Source organism: Staphylococcus taiwanensis (genome assembly GCA_020544305.1).
In the GTDB taxonomy this organism is placed as follows: domain Bacteria; phylum Bacillota; class Bacilli; order Staphylococcales; family Staphylococcaceae; genus Staphylococcus; species Staphylococcus taiwanensis.
Genome location: CP058667.1, coordinates 864,906 through 889,284, shown reverse-complemented (window position 1 = coordinate 889,284; position 24,379 = coordinate 864,906). Strand labels below are relative to the sequence as shown.

Genomic DNA, 24,379 nt, shown 5'->3' with positions numbered 1-24,379 from the left:
AAAAAATCCCTATAAAGTGACTTTTAAAGAGTCTACCTCATAGGGATGATATCTTCCTAATATATACTTTTAATTTTACTCTAAGCCCATTTTTGATTGTACTTCATCAGCAATTCGTTGCGCAAATCGTTGCGCGTCTTCATCTGTTGCTGCTTCTACCATTACGCGAACTAAAGGTTCAGTTCCTGAAGGTCTAACTAATATTCTACCTTCACCATTCATTTCAGTTTCTACTTCATCCATTACTTTTTTAACGTCTGCATTTTCTTCAACATGATGTTTATCCGTTACTTTAACATTAATTAATGATTGTGGATATTTTTTCATTTGAGATGCTAATTCGCTTAATGATTTACCACTCATTTTAATTACAGCTGCAAGTTGAACGCCTGTTAGCAATCCATCACCAGTCGTATTATAATCCATCATAACAATATGACCAGATTGTTCGCCACCAAGATTGTAGTTGCCTCGACGCATTTCTTCAACTACATATCTATCTCCAACCTTAGTTTTGTTAGATTTGATACCTTCGTTTTCTAAAGCTTTATAAAATCCTAAGTTACTCATCACAGTAGAAACAATCATATCGTTATTTAATTCTTGATTTTTATGCATTTCTTGACCAATAATAAACATAATTTGGTCGCCATCAATAATATGACCTTTCTCATCAACTGCGATTAAACGGTCTCCATCGCCATCAAAAGCTAAACCAAAGTCACTTTCTGTTTCAAGTACTTTTTCGGCTAATAATTCAGGATGTGTTGATCCACAATTATCATTAATATTATAGCCATCTGGGCTACATCCAATTGTTTCTGTATCAGCCTCTAAATCTCCAAATAAAAATGGGGCTAAAGCTGAAGTCGAACCATTTGCACCATCCAATGTTATTTTTAAACCTTCTAAATTAACATCTATTGTTGATTTTAAATAACTTAGATATTTTTGTGCACCTTCATAATAGTCAGAGAAATGAACAATTTTTGTACCTACTGGTCTAGGTAAATCTGGGTTTTCTTGGTCAAGTAATGCTTCAATTTCATTTTCTTGATTATCTGATAATTTAAATCCGTCTGCACCGAAAAATTTAATACCATTATCAGCAACAGGATTATGTGACGCTGAAATCATTACACCTAATTCTGCTTCCATCTCTCTCGTTAAATAAGCAACTCCAGGTGTTGAAATAACACCTAAACGCATAACTTCTGCACCAATTGAAGCTAATCCAGCTATCAATGCTGATTCTAACATTTCTCCAGACACACGCGTATCTCTACCTACTAATACTTTTGGTCTTTCTGCACCTTCATTATGTGCTAATACATAGCCACCATAACGGCCTAATTTAAAGGCTAATTCAGGTGTTAATTCCTTATTTGCTACTCCTCTAACGCCATCAGTACCAAAATATCTTCCCATTATTAATACTCCTTTTTTAATCGTTTATTTATTTCAAATTAATATGTGCTGTTACTTCACTAGGTTCAGCTTTTTTCACATTATCCGGTAATTTCAATTCGACGTTTTTATCTGTTGATTCAGTGATATCATCTAAATTAATTGTTCCCTCTAATTCATCAACGTTTTGCAAATCATCTCTATTACCATAAATTTCGACTTCTTTATCATCAAGCGAAATATCATCTAAGCTTTTTCCATCTGGTAGACTACCAGTAGTACGCATTTTAACTTTAACTTTTTTACTATATTGTTCTAACTTCACATTTAGCTTTACTTCACTAGGTTGAATATTAACGTCTAGTTTATTTAATGACTTATCAAAAGCTGTAACATCCGCTACATCAGATGTATCTTTATTTAACTTATTAACATCTTTATATGTAGCTTTTAAATAAGCAATTTTATTTAATTGTTCCCTACCACCTGTTACTTTAACCGAATTAGGTTCTATTGAACTTTCTTTCACTTTGTAATTGGGATCAATATCATCTTTTCCTATATCAGGTTGAACATGCATTGTTTTAGAATCTTTATTTTCTAACGTGACATAGGCTTGTTTAGGTTTTACATTGTAATTAATATCATTGCTAAGCCCTTTTACAATATAGTCCTCTTTATAGTCGCCCGCTTTTGCATTTGATAAATCAACAGCAACTTTGATATCATCCGAATTTTCAATTTTCAATAGTTTTGATTGTGGTCCAGATATAGTGACATTCACTGTATCCGGTGCTTTAGTAACATGCAATTGTTTAGAATTATAGATTATTTCTACAGGTACATCTTCAATAGTTTTTGAAGAATTTTGTGATAAATTATCGTTACTAAAAATATTTCCAAAAACATTATTCACAGACAAGTAAAAAAATACAGCTAATATCAGAGCAATAAATCTTAAACCCCATTTACTTTCTAGCATATTACTTCACACCTTTCTTTTGAAAGTGTGAGCCGAACCAATGTTCAGCTAATAATTCTTCAAATACTTCTGTGGAAATATCTCTTCTCAATTTACCATCAAAGGTTACTGATATAGAGCCTGTTTCTTCTGAAACGATTATTGTAAAAGCATCTGATACTTCTGATATACCTACTGCTGCTCTGTGTCTAGTACCTAAACTTTTAGAAATTTTAGCACTATCAGAAAGCGGTAGATAACTTGCTGCACTAGCAATTTTTGAATTTTGAATGATCATTGCACCATCATGTAATGGTGTATTAGGAATAAATACGTTAATTAATAACTCCTGAGATATTTCTGAATTCATTGGTATTCCCGTTTCAATATAATCTTGTAAACCTGTTTCCTTTTCAAAAACAATTAATGCACCAATACGTCTCTTAGCCATATACTGCACAGCTTTTGACACCGACTGAATCAACTTTTCTTCATCATGACTGTAAGTATTAGTATAACGTTTAAATAAACTTCCACGACCTAACTGTTCAAGTGCACGTCGTATTTCAGGTTGGAAAATCACTATAAGTGCTAGTACCCCCCATTGAATAACGATATCAAACAGTTTTGATGTTGCGGTCAAATTAAGAATTTTACTTACTTGTTGACCAATAACTATAAATAAAATACCTTTAAGTAACTGTATAGCCTTGGTTCCCTTAAATACAGTAATGAGAAGATAAAGGACATACCATACAATAAGTAAATCTAGTACACTTGTAACTATTTTCAATGTACTAAGATTATCAAAAAAGTTGGAAAAATCCATAACATCTCCTCCGATTATATTTTTCCATAGTCATAATTATACCAATGATAATCATAACTGTCATACGAACAAATAAATTGTATAAAAATTTTTATAGCAAATAAAGGTATTTACATTAAAATAAAAAAAACCACTCCGCAATGGAGTGGTTCAAAGTGAGCCATAGAGGATTCGAACCTCTGACCCTCTGATTAAAAGTCAGATGCTCTACCAACTGAGCTAATGGCTCTAATGGCTGGGCTAGCTGGATTCGAACCAGCGCGTGACGGAGTCAAAGTCCGTTGCCTTACCGCTTGGCTATAGCCCAATAAGATGGTGGAGGGGGGCAGATTCGAACTGCCGAACCCGAAGGAGCGGATTTACAGTCCGCCGCGTTTAGCCACTTCGCTACCCCTCCGACTTATAAATGGTGGAGAATGACGGGTTCGAACCGCCGACCCTCTGCTTGTAAGGCAGATGCTCTCCCAGCTGAGCTAATTCTCCTATAATGGTGACTCCTACGGGACTCGAACCCGTGTTACCGCCGTGAAAGGGCGGTGTCTTAACCGCTTGACCAAGGAGCCATGGCTCCGCAGGTAGGATTCGAACCTACGACCGATCGGTTAACAGCCGATAGCTCTACCACTGAGCTACTGCGGAATAATATAATTTGCCTGGCAACGTCCTACTCTAGCGGAACGTTAGTCCAACTACCATCGGCGCTAAGGAGCTTAACTTCTGTGTTCGGCATGAGAACAGGTGTGACCTCCTTGCCATTATCACCAGACAAGAGAATGATTATACATTCAAAACTAGATAGTAAGTAAATGATTTTGCTTCGCAAAACGTTGAAATAAATTGATTAAGTCTTCGATCGATTAGTATTCGTCAGCTCCACGTGTCACCATGCTTCCACCTCGAACCTATTAACCTCATCATCTTTGAGGGATCTTATAACCGAAGTTGGGAAATCTCATCTTGAGGGGGGCTTCATGCTTAGATGCTTTCAGCACTTATCCCGTCCATACATAGCTACCCAGCTATGCCGTTGGCACGACAACTGGTACACCAGAGGTATGTCCATCCCGGTCCTCTCGTACTAAGGACAGCTCCTCTCAAATTTCCTACGCCCACGACGGATAGGGACCGAACTGTCTCACGACGTTCTGAACCCAGCTCGCGTACCGCTTTAATGGGCGAACAGCCCAACCCTTGAGACCGACTACAGCCCCAGGATGCGATGAGCCGACATCGAGGTGCCAAACCTCCCCGTCGATGTGAACTCTTGGGGGAGATAAGCCTGTTATCCCCGGGGTAGCTTTTATCCGTTGAGCGATGGACCTTCCATGCGGAACCACCGGATCACTAAGTCCGTCTTTCGACCCTGCTCGACTTGTAGGTCTCGCAGTCAAGCTCCCTTATGCCTTTACACTCTATGAATGATTTCCAACCATTCTGAGGGAACCTTTGAGCGCCTCCGTTACCTTTTAGGAGGCGACCGCCCCAGTCAAACTGCCCGCCTGACACTGTCTCCCACCACGATAAGTGGTGCGGGTTAGAAAGCCAACACAGCTAGGGTAGTATCCCACCAGCGCCTCCACGTAAGCTAGCGCTCACGTTTCAAAGGCTCCTACCTATCCTGTACAAGCTGTGCCGAATTTCAATATCAGGCTACAGTAAAGCTCCACGGGGTCTTTCCGTCCTGTCGCGGGTAACCTGCATCTTCACAGGTACTATGATTTCACCGAGTCTCTCGTTGAGACAGTGCCCAAATCGTTACGCCTTTCGTGCGGGTCGGAACTTACCCGACAAGGAATTTCGCTACCTTAGGACCGTTATAGTTACGGCCGCCGTTTACTGGGGCTTCGATTCGTAGCTTCGCAGAAGCTAACCACTCCTCTTAACCTTCCAGCACCGGGCAGGCGTCAGCCCCTATACATCACCTTACGGTTTAGCAGAGACCTGTGTTTTTGATAAACAGTCGCTTGGGCCTATTCACTGCGGCTCTTCTGGGCTTGCACCCTAAAGAGCACCCCTTCTCCCGAAGTTACGGGGTCATTTTGCCGAGTTCCTTAACGAGAGTTCGCTCGCTCACCTTAGAATTCTCATCTTGACTACCTGTGTCGGTTTGCGGTACGGGCACCTATTATCTATCTAGAGGCTTTTCTTGGCAGTGTGAAATCAACGACTCGAGGAAACAATTTCCTCTCCCTATCACAGCTCAATCTTAAGAGTGCCGGATTTGCCTAACACTCAATCTCACTGCTTAGACGTGCACTCCAACAGCACGCTTCGCCTATCCTACTGCGTCCCCCCATCGATTAAAACGATGCTAGGTGGTACAGGAATATCAACCTGTTATCCATCGCCTACGCCTGTCGGCCTCAGCTTAGGACCCGACTAACCCAGAGCGGACGAGCCTTCCTCTGGAAACCTTAGTCAATCGGTGGACGGGATTCTCACCCGTCTTTCGCTACTCACACCGGCATTCTCACTTCTAAGCGCTCCACATGTCCTTGCGATCATGCTTCAACGCCCTTAGAACGCTCTCCTACCATTGTCCTACGGACAATCCACAGCTTCGGTAATATGTTTAGCCCCGGTACATTTTCGGCGCAGTGTCACTCGACTAGTGAGCTATTACGCACTCTTTAAATGATGGCTGCTTCTAAGCCAACATCCTAGTTGTCTGGGCAACGCCACATCCTTTTCCACTTAACATATATTTTGGGACCTTAGCTGGTGGTCTGGGCTGTTTCCCTTTCGAACACGGACCTTATCACCCATGTTCTAACTCCCAAGTTAAATTAATTGGCATTCGGAGTTTGTCTGAATTCGGTAACCCGAGAAGGGCCCCTCGTCCAAACAGTGCTCTACCTCCAATAATCATCACTTGAGGCTAGCCCTAAAGCTATTTCGGAGAGAACCAGCTATCTCCAGGTTCGATTGGAATTTCTCCGCTACCCACAGTTCATCCGCTCACTTTTCAACGTAAGTCGGTTCGGTCCTCCATTCAGTGTTACCTGAACTTCAACCTGACCATGGGTAGATCACCTGGTTTCGGGTCTACGACCAAATACTCAACGCCCTATTCAGACTCGCTTTCGCTACGGCTCCACATTTACTGCTTAACCTTGCATCAGATCGTAACTCGCCGGTTCATTCTACAAAAGGCACGCCATCACCCATTAACGGGCTCTGACTACTTGTAAGCACACGGTTTCAAGTTCTCTTTCACTCCCCTTCCGGGGTACTTTTCACCTTTCCCTCACGGTACTGGTTCACTATCGGTCACTAGAGAGTATTTAGCCTTAGGAGATGGTCCTCCCAGATTCCGACGGAATTTCACGTGCTCCGTCGTACTCAGGATCCACTCAAGAGAGAATATATTTTCAACTACAGGATTATTACCTTCTTTGATTCAACTTTCCAGATGATTCGTCTAATATATTCTTTTGTAACTCCGTATAGAGTGTCCTACAACCCCAATAAGCAAGCTTATTGGTTTGGGCTCTTCCCGTTTCGCTCGCCGCTACTCAGGGAATCGATTTTTCTTTCTCTTCCTCCGGGTACTAAGATGTTTCAGTTCTCCGGGTCTGCCTTCTGACAAGCTATGAATTCACTTGTCGATAACACGACATAACTCGTGCTGGGTTCCCCCATTCGGAAATCTCTGGATCAACGCTTACTTACAGCTACCCAAAGCATATCGTCGTTAGTAACGTCCTTCGTCGGCTTCTAGTGCCAAGGCATCCACCGTGCGCCCTTAATAACTTAATCTATGTTTCCACCATATTAGAACGTAGTTCTAATGTTAAGAAACCTGTTATTAATCTTGTGAGTGTTCTTTCGAACACTAGCGATTATATTTTATGAATTCAAGCTTTTTTAAAACTCTAATTCACTCGGTTTTGCTTGGTAAAATCTATTTTACTTACTTATCTAGTTTTCAATGTACAATCAATAAAATCAAAATCACAATAAGAAATTATATCAAAATACAATGTCTTATGCAATATTCATTTATTAAGTTGAATGTCTAAAATAAACATTCAAAACTGAATACAATATGTCACGTTATCCCTCATCTCTACGAGATGTTCCGAATATATCCTTAGAAAGGAGGTGATCCAGCCGCACCTTCCGATACGGCTACCTTGTTACGACTTCACCCCAATCATTTGTCCCACCTTCGACGGCTAGCTCCAAATGGTTACTCCACCGGCTTCGGGTGTTACAAACTCTCGTGGTGTGACGGGCGGTGTGTACAAGACCCGGGAACGTATTCACCGTAGCATGCTGATCTACGATTACTAGCGATTCCAGCTTCATGTAGTCGAGTTGCAGACTACAATCCGAACTGAGAACAACTTTATGGGATTTGCTTGACCTCGCGGTTTCGCTGCCCTTTGTATTGTCCATTGTAGCACGTGTGTAGCCCAAATCATAAGGGGCATGATGATTTGACGTCATCCCCACCTTCCTCCGGTTTGTCACCGGCAGTCAACTTAGAGTGCCCAACTTAATGATGGCAACTAAGCTTAAGGGTTGCGCTCGTTGCGGGACTTAACCCAACATCTCACGACACGAGCTGACGACAACCATGCACCACCTGTCACTTTGTCCCCCGAAGGGGAAAGCTCTATCTCTAGAGTTGTCAAAGGATGTCAAGATTTGGTAAGGTTCTTCGCGTTGCTTCGAATTAAACCACATGCTCCACCGCTTGTGCGGGTCCCCGTCAATTCCTTTGAGTTTCAACCTTGCGGTCGTACTCCCCAGGCGGAGTGCTTAATGCGTTAGCTGCAGCACTAAGGGGCGGAAACCCCCTAACACTTAGCACTCATCGTTTACGGCGTGGACTACCAGGGTATCTAATCCTGTTTGATCCCCACGCTTTCGCACATCAGCGTCAGTTACAGACCAGAAAGTCGCCTTCGCCACTGGTGTTCCTCCATATCTCTGCGCATTTCACCGCTACACATGGAATTCCACTTTCCTCTTCTGCACTCAAGTTTTCCAGTTTCCAATGACCCTCCACGGTTGAGCCGTGGGCTTTCACATCAGACTTAAAAAACCGCCTACGCGCGCTTTACGCCCAATAATTCCGGATAACGCTTGCCACCTACGTATTACCGCGGCTGCTGGCACGTAGTTAGCCGTGGCTTTCTGATTAGGTACCGTCAAGACGTGCATAGTTACTTACACGTATGTTCTTCCCTAATAACAGAGTTTTACGATCCGAAGACCTTCATCACTCACGCGGCGTTGCTCCGTCAGGCTTTCGCCCATTGCGGAAGATTCCCTACTGCTGCCTCCCGTAGGAGTCTGGACCGTGTCTCAGTTCCAGTGTGGCCGATCACCCTCTCAGGTCGGCTACGTATCGTCGCCTTGGTAAGCCGTTACCTTACCAACTAGCTAATACGGCGCGGGTCCATCTATAAGTGATAGCAAAACCATCTTTCACTATCGAACCATGCGGTTCGAAATATTATCCGGTATTAGCTCCGGTTTCCCGAAGTTATCCCAGTCTTATAGGTAGGTTACCCACGTGTTACTCACCCGTCCGCCGCTAACGTCAAAGGAGCAAGCTCCTTATCTGTTCGCTCGACTTGCATGTATTAGGCACGCCGCCAGCGTTCATCCTGAGCCAGGATCAAACTCTCCATAAAAATTTATGATGTTTGATTAGCTCATAATACTAAATAATGTTTGTAACATTTAAGTTACTATTTGGAATTAACGTTGACATATTGTCATTCAGTTTTCAATGTTCATCAATAAATTCAATCTCTTTAATTGTATTACTTTCAAACTTGAAAGTCAACAACAATTTCGATTACTTTATATATTTTATATCATCAATTTTTGTTTTGCAATGGTAACTTTTACACCATTTTAACAAAGTTTTAAAAGAATTAATATTCTTTTTTGACGACTTTTATATAGTACCAAGATTAACTACTTAAGTCAACAATTATTTTGAAATATTTTTATTTCTTTATTTTATATTTCTCAATTGCTCACAAGAAATTATTCTATCAGATTCAAGATAATTTGCAATAGAAAGAGTCTGGGACATAATTCCTAGAGAAATAGCCAGTAAATGAGTTTTAACAAATTCATTTACTGGCTTCTTTATTTACAATACTCCGTATTGTTGGCTCGCTTTCTTAGGGGACAGCTTCAGCCTGTAGTCTTCAGCTTGTCCTGTTCCCTCAAGAGTCTCGCCAAAATACTTTGTATTTATATGTAATTTTACATTGTAATACTTTAAAAAAATAAAGCACTTTCGTATAATTTAATAAACATCACTAAACTAAATTAACGAGGTGCCTTATGTATAAAAATTATAACATGACTCAACTTACTCTACCAATGGAAACTTCAGTTCTTATCCCCACAAATGATATTTCACGACATGTAAATGATATTGTTGAAACAATTCCTGACAATGAATTCGACGAATTCAGACATCACCGTGGTGCAACTTCGTACCATCCTAAAATGATGTTAAAAGTGATTCTATATGCCTACACACAATCTGTATTCTCAGGTCGTAAAATAGAAAAAATGCTTAATGATAGCATCCGAATGATGTGGCTATCACAAAATCAAAAACCTTCTTATAAAACAATTAATCGATTTAGAGTAAATCCAAAAGTAGATGCTTTATTAGAATCTTTATTTATTCAATTTTACAGTCAGTGTATAAAACAAAATCTTATAGATGATAAAGCTATTTTTATTGATGGTACAAAAATTGAAGCAAATTCCAATCGATATACATTTGTATGGAAAAAGAGTATTCAAAACCATGAATCAAAGATGAATGAGGATTCTAAAGCCCTCTACCATGAATTGGTAACCAATAAAATCATACCGGAAATCAAAGAAGATCATGATAATGAATTAACAAAAGAAGAAATAGATTTGATTGGTAGTCATTTAGATAAAGAAATCGAAGATTTAAACCAACATATCAACAATGAAAAATGTACTAAAACAAGAAAACAAATACGTCTCAAAAGAACTAAAATCAAAAAATACAAAAAGCAAATCAATGATTATTCTGAGCGAAAGTATCGATACGAATTTCAAAAATCTATTTTAAAGGATAGAAATAGTTATTCTAAGACAGATCATGATGCGACATTTATGAGAATGAAAGAAGATCACATGAAAAATGGACAACTTAAGCCAGGGTATAATTTACAAATAGCGACAAATTCCCAATTTGTTTTATCTTATAATGTGTATCAAAATCCAACGGATACTAGAACGATGATTCCATTTTTAAATTCAATTCAAGAGACCTACGGTCATTTACCTGAATATATTGTAGCTGATGCAGGTTATGGTAGTGAATCAAATTATATGGCAATTATAGATGACTTTAATCGAACGCCACTCATAACATATGGAATGTTTATAAAAGATAAAACTAAAAAATATAAAAGTGACATCTTTAATACTCAAAATTGGGACTATGACGAAATTAATGACGAATTCATTTGTCCGAATAATAAACGGCTAGGTTTTAAAAGATATGCCTATCGTCATGATAAGTATGGTTACAAGCGAGACTTCAAATTATATGAATGTGACGATTGTTCAGAATGTCCTCTGAAAAATCAATGTATGAACTTCAATTCAAAAACAAACAAAAAAATAATGAAGAATTATAACTGGGAATATTTTAAATCCCAAATTAACAAAAAGCTTTCAGAACCAAAAACAAAAAATATCTACAGTCAAAGAAAAATTGATGTGGAACCTGTTTTTGGATTTATGAAGGCTATTTTGGGTTTCACTCGGATGTCTGTCCGAGGACTCAATAAAGTCAAAAGAGAACTTGGTTTTGTATTAATGGCACTTAATATAAGAAAAGTAGTAGCTCAACGAGCTGAAAATAATCAAAAAATTTATAAAAAAGACAATTTCTATATTATTTCAATAGAAATTGTCTTTTATTCACTTATCCAAGAACTTTATGTCCCGGACTCTGATTTTACACTTAAATATTCTTTATTTTTTTATAGTGGATGCTATCACTTTTTGGGCTATAGATGTATATATTTTACCTAAACGATCATCTGCTTGATAAATAGATGGTGAAAAATCTTTGGGGTTCCATGTTGGTTGTTCTAATGGCAACTCCCCAAGCAATTGTGTATTCAATTCATCAGCTAATTTACGTCCGCCACCTTTACCAAAGACATATTCTTTATTTCCTGTTTCTTTACTTTCGAAATAACTCATATTTTCGATAACACCAAGAATAGAATGCTCAGTGTGCTTAGCCATTGCACCCGCTCTTGCAGCTACAAATGCAGCAGTCGGATGAGGTGTTGTAACTATTATTTCCTTACTGCTAGGCAACATTGTATGCACATCTAACGCTACATCACCTGTTCCAGGAGGTAAATCTAAAAGTAAGTAGTCTAATTCACCCCACTTGACCTCAACAAAGAAGTTCGTCAACATTTTACCAAGCATAGGACCGCGCCAAATTACTGGTGCATTTTCCTCTACAAAGAATGCCATTGAAATAACTTTCACGCCGTGACGTTCTACTGGGATGATTGTTTTTCCTTCAACACCAGGTTTTTCATCAATACCCATCATATCTGGAACACTAAATCCATATATATCTGCGTCAATTAAACCTACTCTTTTACCTTCACGTGCTAGGGCAACTGCTAAATTGACTGCAACTGTTGATTTTCCAACGCCACCTTTACCAGAAGCTATAGCAATAAACTCAACTGGATTATCTTTTGATAATAATCCTTCAATAGTTTTAGGTTGTTCTTTTTGCTTTCCAGTATATTGTTCTACTTTTTCAGCCGGTAATTCTTCAAAGCGAATGCCAACAGTATTTGCCCCATTTTCTTTCAACGCTTTAACAATTGCCATTTGTAAATCTAATTGTGGTTGTCCACCTAACTGAGCCATTGCCACTTTAACACTGACATGTTCAATTTCTTCTTTAGTTGTTACTTCGATGATGCCATCTGTTTCTTTTAGAGGCACATCGATAATTGGATCTTTTAATTCTCCAACTATTTCTTTTACCTGATCTACCGTTAACAATGTAAATCCCCCTCAGTTTTGCTATTTCTCTATTTCAACAAGCAAAGATATACTTGTAGCTTTATAAATTAGTATATAATTTTTAATTTTATAAAAAAAGAAGTTAGCTCAATAAAATATTAGCTAACTTCCTACTTAAGTTCAATCTAAATATCACGTGTGTTCTTATACTGTTTGGTATTCTTTCTATCTTCTCTAATAAAGAAAGAGAAGATGAATCCTATAATTACAAATAATGTAACAACAGCAAATGATAAGTCAACGCCTGTTGCCACGCTCTGCTTTTGCATTATTTCTTTACTAGAACTTGTAGCTGAATTTGTAGTTAATAATTTTGCTCCTATACTCATAAAAGTAACCATCATTGCTGTTCCTAATGATCCAGCCATGACACGACCGAAATTCATAATTGCAGTACCATGTGAAATATCGTCATTTTTCAATGCATTAATACCCGTAGTGTTAATAGGCATCATCAATAATGAAACGGAGAACATTCTAATAGCATAGATAACTATTAAATATATATATGAAGTATCGTATTTCAAGAAGCATAAACAGATTGTAGTTATAATTAGTATTGTAAATCCAGTTAAAATCAATAATCGTGGTCCATATTTATCATATATTTTACCAGTATACACAGACATAATACCGTTTAATATCGCACCAGGCATAATGACCATTCCTGACATAAATGCAGATAAGCCTTGACCATTTTGTACAAATAATGGAATTAATAGCGCCGGTCCAACCATTGACATCATTAATATCATAGAAGTAATCGTACTAAACATGAAAGTTCTATTGCTAAATACTTTTAAATTCAATAAAGGATTAGCAATATTTAATTGTCTATAAATAAATATACCTACAATAATTATTCCGATTATAAACGATATGATTACAATAGGATCTGCAAATCCTAAATTTCCGGCACTGCTAAATGCATATAAGATAAGTCCAAATCCTAAAGTAGATAAAACGACAGATTGTTTATCTAATTTTGTTTTTTTCGTTTTGTTGTAACTTGATAATGAAATGGCACCAAAGATATATCCCACTAGGGCAATCCCTACTACAATTATAAATGGTACTCTCCAACTTGTATTATCAATAATTAATCCTGTAAACGTAGGTCCGATTGCCGGCGCAAATTGAATGACCAAACCAGCTAATCCCATTGCAAAGCCACGCTTTTCTTTTGAAAATAAAGTAAACAATGTGAATTGCATTAAGGGCATAATGATACCTGCTCCAATTGCTTGAATAACTCGAGCAAGCATTAAAACACCAAAATTTGGAGCAATGGCAGCAACGATTGATCCTAATAAAAAGATACCCATTGATATTAAATATAATGGCTTAGTTTTTATCCGATCCATTAAATATGCAGTTAATGGAATCATTGTTCCATTTACTAACATAAACCCTGTAACTAACCATTGTGCCGTATTCTCTGAAGTATTCAATTCTTTCATTATATGGGGTAATGCAGTATTCAATAACGTTTGATTTAAAATAGCAGTGAACGCACTTATTAGCATCACAGCGACAATTAAGTTACGTTTTCTCGTGGATACTTCTATATTCGACATATAAAAACTCCTTTTTAATAATAAGCATGTTCTATTCAACCAAATCAAAGTTAGCTTAGCAAACTAAATGCTTATTATTTTTGATCATTAAGATTTTCGCTATCAGGATAAAAAATGATTTTAAAAATATATAATAAACCGATTATGACTGCAATTACCCAAAAATCTATTTTTATATAGACATAATGGACATGGATAATAAAATAAAATAACATCGTAGTGACTATATATGATATTAAATGATAAATTGTTCCATTAAAATATGGATTGTTTGGTAATTGTTTTCTAAAATAATCCATTAAATGTTCTATGGCGAATAAGATGAAGTAACCAAATACAATATAACTACCATAATAAATCAAATTATCAATTAAATTCTTATTATAAGTAAAGTACCCTAGCTTTAAAAAAATAAGGATTCGACTTAAACCAAATAAACCAAATCCAAGAAACATTAAAAATATACATCCAGAAATTATAAATATTGTGAGGACAAGCAAAGTAGAGAAAATGTTTTTATAATTGTTTTTTAAAAACTTCATTCTAATGCCCTCCCATTTTATATTACACGCATATTTTATCATTTACGTAACACAATATAAAATTTAAAAGCGATATTAAGTTATTAAAATGAAAGAAGTGGGACAAGATTCATTGTCCCACTTCAGAAAGTTGTACGATTAAATTTCATTTTAAGCACTTCTTGATAAGCCTCTTCGGCAAATATATTTCGAACCGAGAACCGTTTGATTTAAAACGCTTCTTAATTTAGTCAGCTAATTCATTTTTGACATATCGTCTTATCGTTTTTTCATCTTAAACTTCTTCACTCTAAATTTCTAAGTATTATATTGATTTAACTTCTTCTTTATAAAGCGTAGACCACAGAATAATTAATAGGATAGTAACGATCGAGACAGTAGCTAATATATTATAGAAATTACCAGTTAAAAATCCTGAAGATAATGCATATAGATATCCCATGATTGTTGAACCAATTGATGAACCTAAATTTTTTGTAAGTGCATAGAATGACATCATTTTCTTCATATATATAGGATTCGTTTCTTCTTGAACAATGACACTATCTTTAGTATATACAAATCCGAAGCTTAAACCTGCTAAAATTACAGTTGCCGCAATTAATAAAGGTACTTTTAAACCAAACATTAAAATAATGCAACTTAATAATAAGAATGTAAAATCACCAATATATAATGCTTTACGTGATAATTTAGCTTCCACTTTGGCTAAATTAAAGTTTAAAACAAGCCAAGCTACAGAGAGTGGGAATATGACTAATCCACTTTGAAGCGGAGAAAGTTTTAAATGATCTTGTAAATATATAGGAATATATAAATTAAATCCCATCAATGACATAGCGATCAATAAATCCGTGATAAATACTAATGAGACAGAGCGATTAAATTCTGATACAGGTAAAAACGGTTGCTTTGCGTTATTCTCAAATTTGAATAAAATAATTGCAACAATGACCGCTAAAATAAAAGCAATCATATTAAGCATCAACATTGATTTATTAAGTAAGCTAAACATTAGTAAGCCGATAAAAATATAAAATAAAGATAAACCTTTTACATCAAAACGCGTAGCTTTGACTTCTGTTTCGTCTGAAAAGCGAAATGTAAAAAATGCTAAAACAATGGCAATGATAGCAATTGGAATATTTATAAAGAATAACCAATGCCACGAAGCAAATTCTAAGATTGCGCCTCCTAGTAAAGGACCAATTATACTTGAAATGCCCCATACACTACCAACTACACCCATTATTTTATATCTAAAGGGAATTTCAAAAGCTAATTTAGGCACAATTTGTGATAGTGACATCATAACGCCCGCGCCAACGCCTTGAATTAATCTTGAGATGATTAACATGGTAAAAGTATCGCTCATCCCTGACATTAAACTACCAATACCAAATAGAAATAAACCTGCCATAGCAATATATATAATTTTATATCTTGTTAGTAATTCTCCAACAATTGGATTAGCTACAACTAATGCTATAAAGTAAGCAGTAAATACTAATGAGATAGATGTCCCAGCATTTAAATCAGATCGAATAGCTGGCATTGCTAAAGAAATAATTGAACTTTCAATTGCTGCCATAAACATCGATAACACTAAAGTAATTACAATTCCAACGGACTTTAAATTCATATCGTTATGACCTCCTTTATATATTTAATTTTTTAAAATTCATTTACTAGAATACGATTCTTTATCACTTAAAAGCAATACTAACAAGCTAAAAAACAAAAAATAAGACCGATGGCCTATACTGAGACCATCAATCTTACTTACATAAAATATAATATTCCAACAAGATGTAGAAATGATGCAATAACGATAAAGATATGCCAAATCATATGAAAGTATGGGCGATTTTTTTGAGCATAAAACCAAGCGCCTATTGTATAAGATAGTCCACCAAGTACTATAAAAAGGATAAAAAGCCATGAAGTTCTCATAATAATGATAGGTAAAAATATAATACCTACCCACCCCATAACTAGATAGACAATTAAACTTAACTTTTGGTTAACATGTACAGATATGGATTTATACAAAATTCCCCATATCGTAGTACCCCATAATAATAAACACAAACCATCCAATCCATCCACCGACTACTGTTAATAGGACTGGCGTATATGTACCAGCAATCGCTACATATATCATACTATGATCAACTATCCTCAATATATATTTATGTGCTGTATCATTTTTCATTGAATGATATATTGTTGAGGATATAAACATCATAAAAATACTTATTACGAAAATAGAAACACTAATTGAGCTCAATGTGCCACTTTGATTATAGCTGTGTACTGCTGAATATGGAAGTATAAATAAAGTAAGCAATGCCGCAAAACCATGTGATGAAGCATTACCAACTTCTTCACCAAAAGATAGTGGAATAATGTCTTTAAAGGATTCGACTACAGTTTCTCTAGAATGTTTAGATGTTTTAGACATCTACTTCCCCACCTTTTATATTAAGTTCAATCTTTTTAAATCAGCCGTTGCAGTTTCAACGCTATCTTTGCCTTCTTTATTTTTAAGTGGTGAAAATTCTTCATCTCTAGGTACTTGAAGTGTTACAAAACTATTTGCATATCTAAAGATATCAAAGTAAAATAGTTCAAATTTTAGCGTTGGCTTTTCAACTACACCAAAATCGTCATCTAATTGTTTAAGTTTTTTAACTGCTAAATGATAAGGTAAGTCATAATTCACAACTTGTTGTATAAATGCAAGTTTAAAAGCGTGAATACCAATATTGGCATTATCAAATGTATTTGCTACTTCTTCTTCAAGCTCTGAATATTCAAGTACAGTATCTTTACTATCCTTATTTACTAGACGTCCCACACTTTCACCATTATGTGGCTGAATAGATTTAGATGTTACATCACAATCATTTACTACAGTGTATCCAGCAAATAAAGGATTCAATACTTTAACAAGTACATTATCAATATTATTTAAGAATATGTATTTTACACCATCAGACTTCATTTTATTTAAATAACCGTTCTTCTCGAGTGATTTAAATACACCACCATTACCATTAGGTGTTTCAAGTACATAACCACTTTCATTAAGTACGAGACGTCCCTCTTCACTTAAAGCAACGATATTATCTTGCTTGAAGAAATGGACATTATCCGGGTTATAACCAAAATAATTATGTTGTTCAAAATATGAAAGCGTTGCTTCATGATTAATATCACTAGTCATTATATACCAATTAATTAAATGCCCAGTTTCTTTTTTTAAATTTAGTAATTGTTTTGCTTGTAATTCGAATAAACTGATACCTTCAATTTCAAATGAGCCTTTAGGTCCTTTATAACCTAATCTAGTACCTTGTCCACCTGCCATAAGCAGTACAGCAAACTCTCCATTTCTAATTGCTTCAATACCTTTTTGTTCATACTTGTCTTTTTCTTGCTTTGATAATTCTTCTTCACGAACATATTTAACTTCAGAAACTGATGATACGTCAGAAATTGTTTGACGGTTAACATATAAATCTTGATAAAGATTTTGTATTTCTTCTAAATCTAAGTCGTTAACTTTTGCGTCTAACTTTTCTTTTTCATTATTACTCATAAGTTTTTCATATTCACTCAAATGTTCTTGATTATATTTCTTTAATTTACTCTGATCTAACATCTTAACTCTCCTTGTATTTGAATCGAAAATTTATTTGTCCCTGTTTTACTTACGATTTACTATTACCCTAATATTGAATGACTAAAATATTTCAATATGTCATTAATAAACGTTTGGAAAAATATGTATAGTGCTCCAAATGTTAATGCAGTAGCTAAAGATGCATCAACTAATCCCCCAGTCTTAAATGTAAAAGGAAATTTAATAGTAAGAGGAATAGGATAAAATAGTTTTACTCCTCTAGGTGTTAACATATCTAGTATAACATGGGATATCATTGCAACGATAATCGAAACCATATAGTAAATAGGTGTTTGAATTAAATTGAGTAAAAATATTACAATTCCGATAAATAACAACGAGTGCGTAAAGGTCCGATGACCAAATAAAAGACTAATTAGCAAGCTCAAAATTTTAAGTTGTTTACCAACTTTACTTCTTGTATGACAAATGTCTGGAAGTAAACTAGATACTATTGCTAAACAGACAACAGTTACAGTTGAGAACAAATCAGTTTGAAAGTGTTCGGTTGTTAATGCACCCACTAATAACCCAGCGGATACGTGTGTTTTACCTGTCATTGACCTTCTCCTTTATAGAGAACATTCTAACATAAATCTAAGTGAAATACGAACATATTTTCGGTAGGTCAATTAGTGTATCATAATTATTTAAAAAGTATCACATAAATCCTTGAAAACGATTACAATATCATATATGATGTAGATATAAATTAAACAAAGGATGTGTTCTTTAATGGCAATGTCTGTTAAGAAAGATAAAAATGAAGTTAGAATTCAATGGAGAGTAGCGGATATTAAAATTCCTACAAATGAAATCAAAAATATTTCTCAAGATCAAGAAATCCATGCTGTTCCTGAATTGGATGAAAAAAACATTTCACGTATTGGTTCTACATTTGGCAAAACTAACAGAGTTATCATCGATACAGATGATCATGAATACATTATTTATACACATAACGACCAAAAGGTCTATGACGAATTAACAAAATAAATATTAAAAACTATCCTCTCGCAAAGTTATTTTATATTAAACTGTCAGCTATTTACGCTTAGCTGATAGTTTTTTTATTTAAAATCATATTTCTTTTTATTTCTGTTCAAAGCAATTATTATAAACATTAATAAGCTAAGGAGGTTATGACTATGTTTGTAGTTACAAATCGAATTACGGTAAAAAAAGGATTTGCTGAAAAAATGGCACCACGTTTTACTAAAGGTGGTAAAATCGAGTCTTTAGATGGTTTTCATAAAATTGAAGTGTGGTTAGTTGAAAGAGATGATGAAAGTGAAGATATGTATGTAAATACATGGTGGGCTTCTGAAGAAAACTTTAAAGCATGGACTCAAAGTGATGCGTTTAAAGAAGCGCATAAAAATACTGGTAAATCCTCATCTGAAGATTCACCAGTACTTCATAGTGAAATTGTAAAAGCTAATGTTCTATCTACATTAGGATAATTCACCTTGTATTATAAGTTTGAGCTATAACCATTTATCATTAATTTTTCATAATATTCACAGAGGACTAGGAAAATATGCATTTTAATCCTAGTCCTCTTGTTCATATGATACGAAAAATTTAATTCGTTATATTACAATAGTAAATGCGCCATCAACGCAATAATAGGTAACGTAATAGCCGTTCTTATTAAGAAGATCATAAATAATTTACCTAAACTGATAGGTATTTTTGAACCTAGAATGACGCCACCAACTTCTGACAAGTATATTAATTGAGAAATGCTTAAAGCTCCAATTACGAAACGTGTAATTTCACTGTGTGCATTAGCAATTAAAATTGATGGAAGGAACATGTCAGCAAAGCCAATTAATAAAGTTTCAGATGCTTTAGCCGCTTCTGGCACTTGCAATAATTCAAGAATAGGAATAAATGGCTTTCCAACTATCTCAAATACTGGTGTATAATGTGCTATCATTGTGGCTAATGTACCAATACTCATTACGACTGGTAATATTACAAACCACATATCAATGACTGTTTTAAATCCTGTTTGAAAGAATTCTTTAAATCCAGGTGCTTTTAAGCCCACTATAGTTGCTTCTTCAAAGCCATATCCTAATGCTGATTTACCTTCAGGCAACTTTTCTAATCGTGTATTTTCAGAAACTTCTTTAGTAAACTCATCTGGTATTTGATTTAAAGGCCATATTCGAGGCATAATCATCGCAGCTACAAAACATGACACAATTACAGTTAGATAAAAAGCGAAAAATTTATGCTGTAAACCAACTGTTTCTGCAATAACAATAGCAAAGGTAATTGAAACTACACTAAATGTAGTTGAAATAACGATTGATTCACGTCTTGAATAGATACCTCTCTCATATTGACGACTTGTAATTAACACACCAACTGTTCCATCACCTATAAATGAAGCTAAATTGTCAACGGTTGAACGTCCTGGTAATGTAAATAATGGTCTCATTATTGGTCTGAAAAGTGGTCCCAAAAACTCTAACAATCCATATTCCATTAAAAATGGTAAAAATAGCGCGGCAAATAAAAATACAGCAACTAAAGTAGGTAATAAATCATTAAATACTAATCCCCCTGTATTTTCCGAATAAATCACCTTAGAACCCAATTTAAAATAAGTCATCCAGGCAAATACGACTGCTAATAATCGTAATGTTAACCAAACTGGGCCTACTTTAAAAGCACTTTCTAACAAACCACCTGGCTTTACTTTATTTCTTAATATTGTTGATACCAAAATGGTCAATATAGCAGATACAGTAATTATAAAAATGATGATAATTGGCATAGCATCACCAAGTATTCCTTTTAACCAATTTGCTAAAAACGCAACTGGGAGTGTTGTTTGTTTTTTACCATCTTGTTCGATTGGTACAGGAATTAAGAATAAAATGATACCAATTATGGACATCGTTATAAATTTAGCTCTGCCTTTGACAATCTGTTGTCTTGAATATCCATCCACCATTTAACCCTTCTTTCTTTCTACTTTTAAATGTTTATATATTCATTAATTGAGCTACAAAACTCATAAAAACAACTTATTTTTATATAAATATAACTTAATATGCATTTTTATAAACAATATGTTTAATACTATATCTCATTTTCAAAAGGTATGCAATATACAAAAAGCTAATTTCTCACCAAAGTATAATGAAAAATTAGCTCCTTCAAACTATCTATTAAATTCTTCTTAATAAAAATAAGAAATACGGTACACCTATGATGGCGATAATGACGCCTACTGGTATATCTAACGGTGGATGAATTCCCCTAGCTAGTCCATCACTTACTAAAATAAGGATTGCCCCAATCAAACCAGACATCATCACAACATGAAAATATCGTTGACCCACAATGGAACGCGCAATATGAGGTGCTATTAAACCTAGGAAACTAATTCCCCCTACAACTGAAATAGATGCACCTGCTAACATCACTGATAATATTAATAGAATCATTTTAAGTCTTTGTACTCTCGCGCCAAGCGCTGTAGCAATATGGTCACCTAAATTTAAAATATCTAATTGATAACTAAAGCCTAACACTAAAGGTAATGTAATGATAAACCAAGGTATAATTGAATAAAAATTTTCTATTGTATGGCCATATAAACTTCCTGTTAACCATACTAATGCATTATTAGCATCCATTGGATTTCGTATTAATAAGAACTGTACTACTGCTGTACATATTGCGCCAATAGCCAAACCAATTAGCGCTAGTGTGGAACCTTTTATGTTAAATTTAGAAATTAAAAATGACAAAATTAAGCTAATTGCTAATGCCCCTATAAATGAGCCAATAGGTAAAACGAGTAAAGGGGCTGACGGGAATACCATAATTACAATGATAGCTGCTAAACTTGCACCTTTCGTAATACCAATGACATCTGGTGAAGCGAGTGGGTTTCTAACGACACCTTGAATTACTGCTCCTGATATCGCTAAACTACTGCCTACTACTAGCCCTAATAGCGTTCTCGGAATGCGATATTCATTAAGTATAAAATCATCAAGCGTAAAAATACCTTTGAGTGCTTTTAAAGGTGAATACATTGTAGATCCAATACATAGACTTATAAAAATACTGATACATAAACAAAGTATAACTATGGCGTAACGAATAGATAATTTACGTTTAGTCATATTCGTTTCACCCCTTTAAGTGTAATTAATAAGAAATAAATGGCCCCAACGAATGATGTAACGATACCAACTGGTGACTCGTATGGGAATGTAATTAATCGACTTAACATATCTGATAATAATAATAAGTCAGCACCGACTAAAAACGTTAAAGGCACCATTATAAAATAATCTTTACTAACATAGCGCTTAACGATATGAGGCACAATTAAACCTATGAACCCAATCGGACCTGCAATAGAAACAGAGGCCCCTGCCAATACGATGACGAGTAGACCGATAATGATTCGAATAAATTGAGTTTTTTGACCTAATCCTTTAGCTATGTCATCTCCTAATTCCATAATTGTTAATTGACGTCCCATTAGCATAGTGATGAATAATGCGATTAATAACCAAGGCATTATAGATAATACTGCTGTCCATTTTAATCCATTTAATGAACCAACAAGCCAGAACATGACAGTCGTATTTGAATCTTCATTTAATATGATTATACCTTGCGTTAAACTACTGAAAAACAAGTGAATCGCCATACCAGCTAATGCTAACTTTATTGGTGTAATCTTCTTCGTTGAACCGGATAACATATAAACGGTTAATCCTCCAATAAATGACCCTAGAAATGCTAAATAAGTGGCATAGTTTCCTAATGAAGGAATTAAAATTGTTACCAACACAATGACAAATGATGCACCAGAATTAACCCCAAAAATTTGAGGAGAAGCTAATGGATTACGTGTAATTGCTTGCATTAATAAACCAGCTAATGCTAGTGCGCCACCAATGATTAATCCACCTATCATTCTAGGCATTCTTACATTATGAATAAGAAACGTTTGCTTATCATCAACTGAAGTAAAAAAATAGTCATAAATATCTTTTGCATGAATTTCTGAAGAACCAATCGCTAAATTAAAGTAAGCAAAAATAAAAAGAAAGCACACACTCACGATAAACGTGAGTGTAGTGCGTCTCTTTGTTGCTTTTTCAATAGCAGATTGACTATCAGTTGTTCTCATAGTCATCATCTAGCCACCTTACTTTTCTTTATCTTGTTTAGAAATTTTAACTAGCTCTTTCGACATTTCCTCTGAAGATATTAAACCACGTGCACGTGCCCAAGTATCACGGTTTACGATGCTCACACGATGATGTTTAACAGCATCTAATGTATCCCAAACCGGATCTTTTTTCATTTCTTGATAAGATGATTCTTTTGGACTTGCACCATCAGTCATAATAAACATACGTTGAGGATTAACATCTTTTAAAGTCTCAGCATTTAATTGCAAGTAAGGTCCTTGTAAATATTTACTTAGGCCTTTCGTTACATCTTTAGTTAAAGCTTCTTTAAATCCTAGTTGTGTTAAGAACTGTCCTACATATGATTCACTTGGGTGAGCAAGTAATCCTGATTTAGACGCAACGGCTGGTAATACTTTTTCATTTTTATCAAATTGAATTTCATCTTTATATTTAGCTAATTTTTTCTTATGTTCGTCTAAGCGTTTTTTACCTGCATCTTCTTTATTTAAAGCTTTAGCGACTGTTTTGAATGCTTCAATATTATCATTGTAATTTCCATCGAAACTTTTTAGCTCAATTGTTGGAGCGATTTTACTTAACTCTTTGTAAATACCTTTATGTCTATTACTATCGGCAATAATTAAATCAGGTTTTAATTTACTAATTTCTTCTAAGTTAGGTTGTTTTCTTGCACCCACTGATTTATAGTTGCCAATTTTATCTTTAAGCGGTTTGATGATACGATCTGGTTTATTATCATCAGCTACCCCTACTGGTTTTACATTTAATGCAGCTAATGCATCTACGAATGAGAATTCCAATGCAACTACACGTTTTGCATCTTTAGGCACTTTAGTAGTTCCTAATTCATGTTTGATTTCAATCGTGTCTTTCGATGACGATTTGCTATCTGAAATCTTTTGAACCATTATTACTTACATTACCACAAGCAGTTACTAGAACTAATGAAAATAATAACGCAAAAATTCCTGCAATCTTAAAGCCCTTCATGACTTCCACTCCTTATTATGTATAGGTTTACAATGTCTAGTTTATTGATAACGATTATCAATGTCAATATCATTTGGTATATTTTTTA

15 protein-coding genes, 6 tRNA genes, 3 rRNA genes and 2 pseudogenes are annotated in these 24,379 nt (G+C 35.2%); 3 read left to right on the top strand and 23 right to left on the bottom strand.

Going from position 1 to position 24,379, the window contains the following annotated elements; translation table 11 throughout:
- Nucleotides 1-75: 75 nt before the first annotated feature.
- The 12 genes from HYI43_04180 to HYI43_04125 form a co-directional block, all read right to left on the bottom strand.
- The gene (locus HYI43_04180) at nt 76-1,428 is read right to left on the bottom strand and encodes a phosphoglucosamine mutase (GenBank protein UDI77781.1); all 1,353 of its coding nucleotides are present in this window, start codon (nt 1,426-1,428) and stop codon (nt 76-78) included.
- Nucleotides 1,429-1,456: 28 nt separating this feature from the next.
- A complete protein-coding gene (locus tag HYI43_04175; GenBank protein UDI77780.1) occupies nt 1,457-2,389 on the bottom strand; it encodes a YbbR-like domain-containing protein in 933 nt (310 codons plus the stop codon).
- Nucleotide 2,390: 1 nt separating this feature from the next.
- A complete protein-coding gene (locus tag HYI43_04170; GenBank protein ID UDI77779.1) occupies nt 2,391-3,197 on the bottom strand; it encodes a TIGR00159 family protein in 807 nt (268 codons plus the stop codon).
- A gap of 156 nt (nt 3,198-3,353) precedes the next feature.
- Nucleotides 3,354-3,426 (bottom strand) — tRNA-Lys (locus HYI43_04165).
- A 3-nt stretch (nt 3,427-3,429) separates the two neighbouring features.
- Nucleotides 3,430-3,504, bottom strand: a tRNA-Gln gene (locus HYI43_04160).
- A 6-nt stretch (nt 3,505-3,510) separates the two neighbouring features.
- A tRNA-Tyr gene (locus HYI43_04155) sits at nt 3,511-3,594 on the bottom strand.
- 10 nt (nt 3,595-3,604) lie between these two features.
- A tRNA-Val gene (locus HYI43_04150) sits at nt 3,605-3,680 on the bottom strand.
- Between the two features lie 5 nt (nt 3,681-3,685).
- A tRNA-Glu gene (locus HYI43_04145) sits at nt 3,686-3,760 on the bottom strand.
- 1 nt (nt 3,761) lies between these two features.
- Nucleotides 3,762-3,836 (bottom strand) — tRNA-Asn (locus HYI43_04140).
- Between the two features lie 12 nt (nt 3,837-3,848).
- A 5S ribosomal RNA gene (gene rrf, locus HYI43_04135) occupies nt 3,849-3,963 on the bottom strand.
- Between the two features lie 68 nt (nt 3,964-4,031).
- Nucleotides 4,032-6,957: ribosomal RNA gene (locus tag HYI43_04130) — 23S ribosomal RNA — on the bottom strand.
- A 335-nt stretch (nt 6,958-7,292) separates the two neighbouring features.
- Nucleotides 7,293-8,845 (bottom strand): 16S ribosomal RNA (locus tag HYI43_04125).
- The 16S, 23S and 5S rRNA genes sit together here with 6 tRNA genes alongside, the layout of an rRNA operon.
- A 667-nt stretch (nt 8,846-9,512) precedes the next feature.
- Between HYI43_04125 and HYI43_04120 the strand changes: the two genes are divergently transcribed.
- Nucleotides 9,513-11,261, top strand: a complete 1,749-nt coding sequence (locus HYI43_04120) for an IS1182 family transposase (GenBank protein ID UDI77778.1) — start codon at nt 9,513-9,515, stop codon at nt 11,259-11,261.
- Here the strand turns inward: HYI43_04120 and HYI43_04115 are convergent.
- From HYI43_04115 to HYI43_04085, 7 genes and pseudogenes are all read right to left on the bottom strand, one after another.
- Nucleotides 11,202-12,269 (bottom strand): P-loop NTPase, encoded by a 1,068-nt coding sequence (locus tag HYI43_04115; GenBank protein UDI77777.1) that lies wholly within the window; start codon nt 12,267-12,269, stop codon nt 11,202-11,204. The genes HYI43_04120 and HYI43_04115 overlap by 60 nt on opposite strands.
- A gap of 146 nt (nt 12,270-12,415) precedes the next feature.
- On the bottom strand, nt 12,416-13,867 hold the full coding sequence (locus HYI43_04110; protein ID UDI77776.1) for a multidrug efflux MFS transporter: 1,452 nt from the start codon (nt 13,865-13,867) through the stop codon (nt 12,416-12,418).
- Nucleotides 13,868-13,941: 74 nt separating this feature from the next.
- Nucleotides 13,942-14,409, bottom strand: coding sequence for a SepA family multidrug efflux transporter (locus HYI43_04105; protein ID UDI77775.1), 468 nt, complete (start codon nt 14,407-14,409; stop codon nt 13,942-13,944).
- Nucleotides 14,410-14,713: 304 nt separating this feature from the next.
- Nucleotides 14,714-16,051: an MFS transporter gene (locus HYI43_04100; protein UDI77774.1), complete on the bottom strand. Its 1,338-nt coding sequence runs from the start codon at nt 16,049-16,051 to the stop codon at nt 14,714-14,716.
- 140 nt (nt 16,052-16,191) lie between these two features.
- Nucleotides 16,192-16,873 (bottom strand): annotated as a pseudogene (locus HYI43_04095) (hemolysin III family protein).
- Nucleotides 16,874-16,888: 15 nt separating this feature from the next.
- Nucleotides 16,889-18,076, bottom strand: a complete 1,188-nt coding sequence (locus HYI43_04090; protein ID UDI77773.1) for a UDPGP type 1 family protein — start codon at nt 18,074-18,076, stop codon at nt 16,889-16,891.
- Nucleotides 18,077-18,138: 62 nt separating this feature from the next.
- A complete protein-coding gene (locus HYI43_04085; GenBank protein UDI77772.1) occupies nt 18,139-18,657 on the bottom strand; it encodes a metal-dependent hydrolase in 519 nt (172 codons plus the stop codon).
- 175 nt (nt 18,658-18,832) lie between these two features.
- Here HYI43_04085 and HYI43_04080 point away from each other — a divergent pair, with 175 nt between their 5' ends.
- Both HYI43_04080 and HYI43_04075 read left to right on the top strand, forming a co-directional pair.
- Nucleotides 18,833-19,093: a hypothetical protein gene (locus tag HYI43_04080; protein UDI77771.1), complete on the top strand. Its 261-nt coding sequence runs from the start codon at nt 18,833-18,835 to the stop codon at nt 19,091-19,093.
- Between the two features lie 152 nt (nt 19,094-19,245).
- The gene (locus HYI43_04075; protein UDI77770.1) at nt 19,246-19,560 is read left to right on the top strand and encodes a heme oxygenase; all 315 of its coding nucleotides are present in this window, start codon (nt 19,246-19,248) and stop codon (nt 19,558-19,560) included.
- A gap of 134 nt (nt 19,561-19,694) precedes the next feature.
- Here the strand turns inward: HYI43_04075 and HYI43_04070 are convergent, their stop codons facing one another.
- The 4 genes and pseudogenes from HYI43_04070 to HYI43_04055 form a co-directional block, all read right to left on the bottom strand.
- Nucleotides 19,695-21,065, bottom strand: a complete 1,371-nt coding sequence (locus HYI43_04070) for a YjiH family protein (GenBank protein UDI79265.1) — start codon at nt 21,063-21,065, stop codon at nt 19,695-19,697.
- A gap of 220 nt (nt 21,066-21,285) precedes the next feature.
- Nucleotides 21,286-22,251, bottom strand: a complete 966-nt coding sequence (locus HYI43_04065) for an iron chelate uptake ABC transporter family permease subunit (GenBank protein ID UDI77769.1) — start codon at nt 22,249-22,251, stop codon at nt 21,286-21,288.
- Nucleotides 22,248-23,279, bottom strand: coding sequence for an iron ABC transporter permease (locus HYI43_04060; GenBank protein ID UDI77768.1), 1,032 nt, complete (start codon nt 23,277-23,279; stop codon nt 22,248-22,250). The genes HYI43_04065 and HYI43_04060 overlap by 4 nt, the downstream gene beginning before the upstream one ends.
- A 12-nt stretch (nt 23,280-23,291) precedes the next feature.
- Nucleotides 23,292-24,291, bottom strand: a pseudogene (locus HYI43_04055) (ABC transporter substrate-binding protein).
- Nucleotides 24,292-24,379: the final 88 nt, after the last annotated feature.

Bases quoted from the DNA above. Each gene is read 5' to 3' on its own strand.
- HYI43_04180 (UDI77781.1), bottom strand. From the start codon at position 1,428: ATGGGAAGATATTTTGGTACTGATGGCGTTAGAGGAGTAGCAAATAAG.
- HYI43_04175 (UDI77780.1), bottom strand. From the start codon at position 2,389: ATGCTAGAAAGTAAATGGGGTTTAAGATTTATTGCTCTGATATTAGCT.
- HYI43_04170 (UDI77779.1), bottom strand. From the start codon at position 3,197: ATGGATTTTTCCAACTTTTTTGATAATCTTAGTACATTGAAAATAGTT.
- HYI43_04120 (UDI77778.1), top strand. From the start codon at position 9,513: ATGTATAAAAATTATAACATGACTCAACTTACTCTACCAATGGAAACT.
- HYI43_04110 (UDI77776.1), bottom strand. From the start codon at position 13,867: ATGTCGAATATAGAAGTATCCACGAGAAAACGTAACTTAATTGTCGCT.
- HYI43_04105 (UDI77775.1), bottom strand. From the start codon at position 14,409: ATGAAGTTTTTAAAAAACAATTATAAAAACATTTTCTCTACTTTGCTT.
- HYI43_04100 (UDI77774.1), bottom strand. From the start codon at position 16,051: ATGAATTTAAAGTCCGTTGGAATTGTAATTACTTTAGTGTTATCGATG.
- HYI43_04090 (UDI77773.1), bottom strand. From the start codon at position 18,076: ATGTTAGATCAGAGTAAATTAAAGAAATATAATCAAGAACATTTGAGT.
- HYI43_04085 (UDI77772.1), bottom strand. From the start codon at position 18,657: ATGACAGGTAAAACACACGTATCCGCTGGGTTATTAGTGGGTGCATTA.
- HYI43_04080 (UDI77771.1), top strand. From the start codon at position 18,833: ATGGCAATGTCTGTTAAGAAAGATAAAAATGAAGTTAGAATTCAATGG.
- HYI43_04075 (UDI77770.1), top strand. From the start codon at position 19,246: ATGTTTGTAGTTACAAATCGAATTACGGTAAAAAAAGGATTTGCTGAA.
- HYI43_04065 (UDI77769.1), bottom strand. From the start codon at position 22,251: ATGACTAAACGTAAATTATCTATTCGTTACGCCATAGTTATACTTTGT.
- HYI43_04060 (UDI77768.1), bottom strand. From the start codon at position 23,279: ATGACTATGAGAACAACTGATAGTCAATCTGCTATTGAAAAAGCAACA.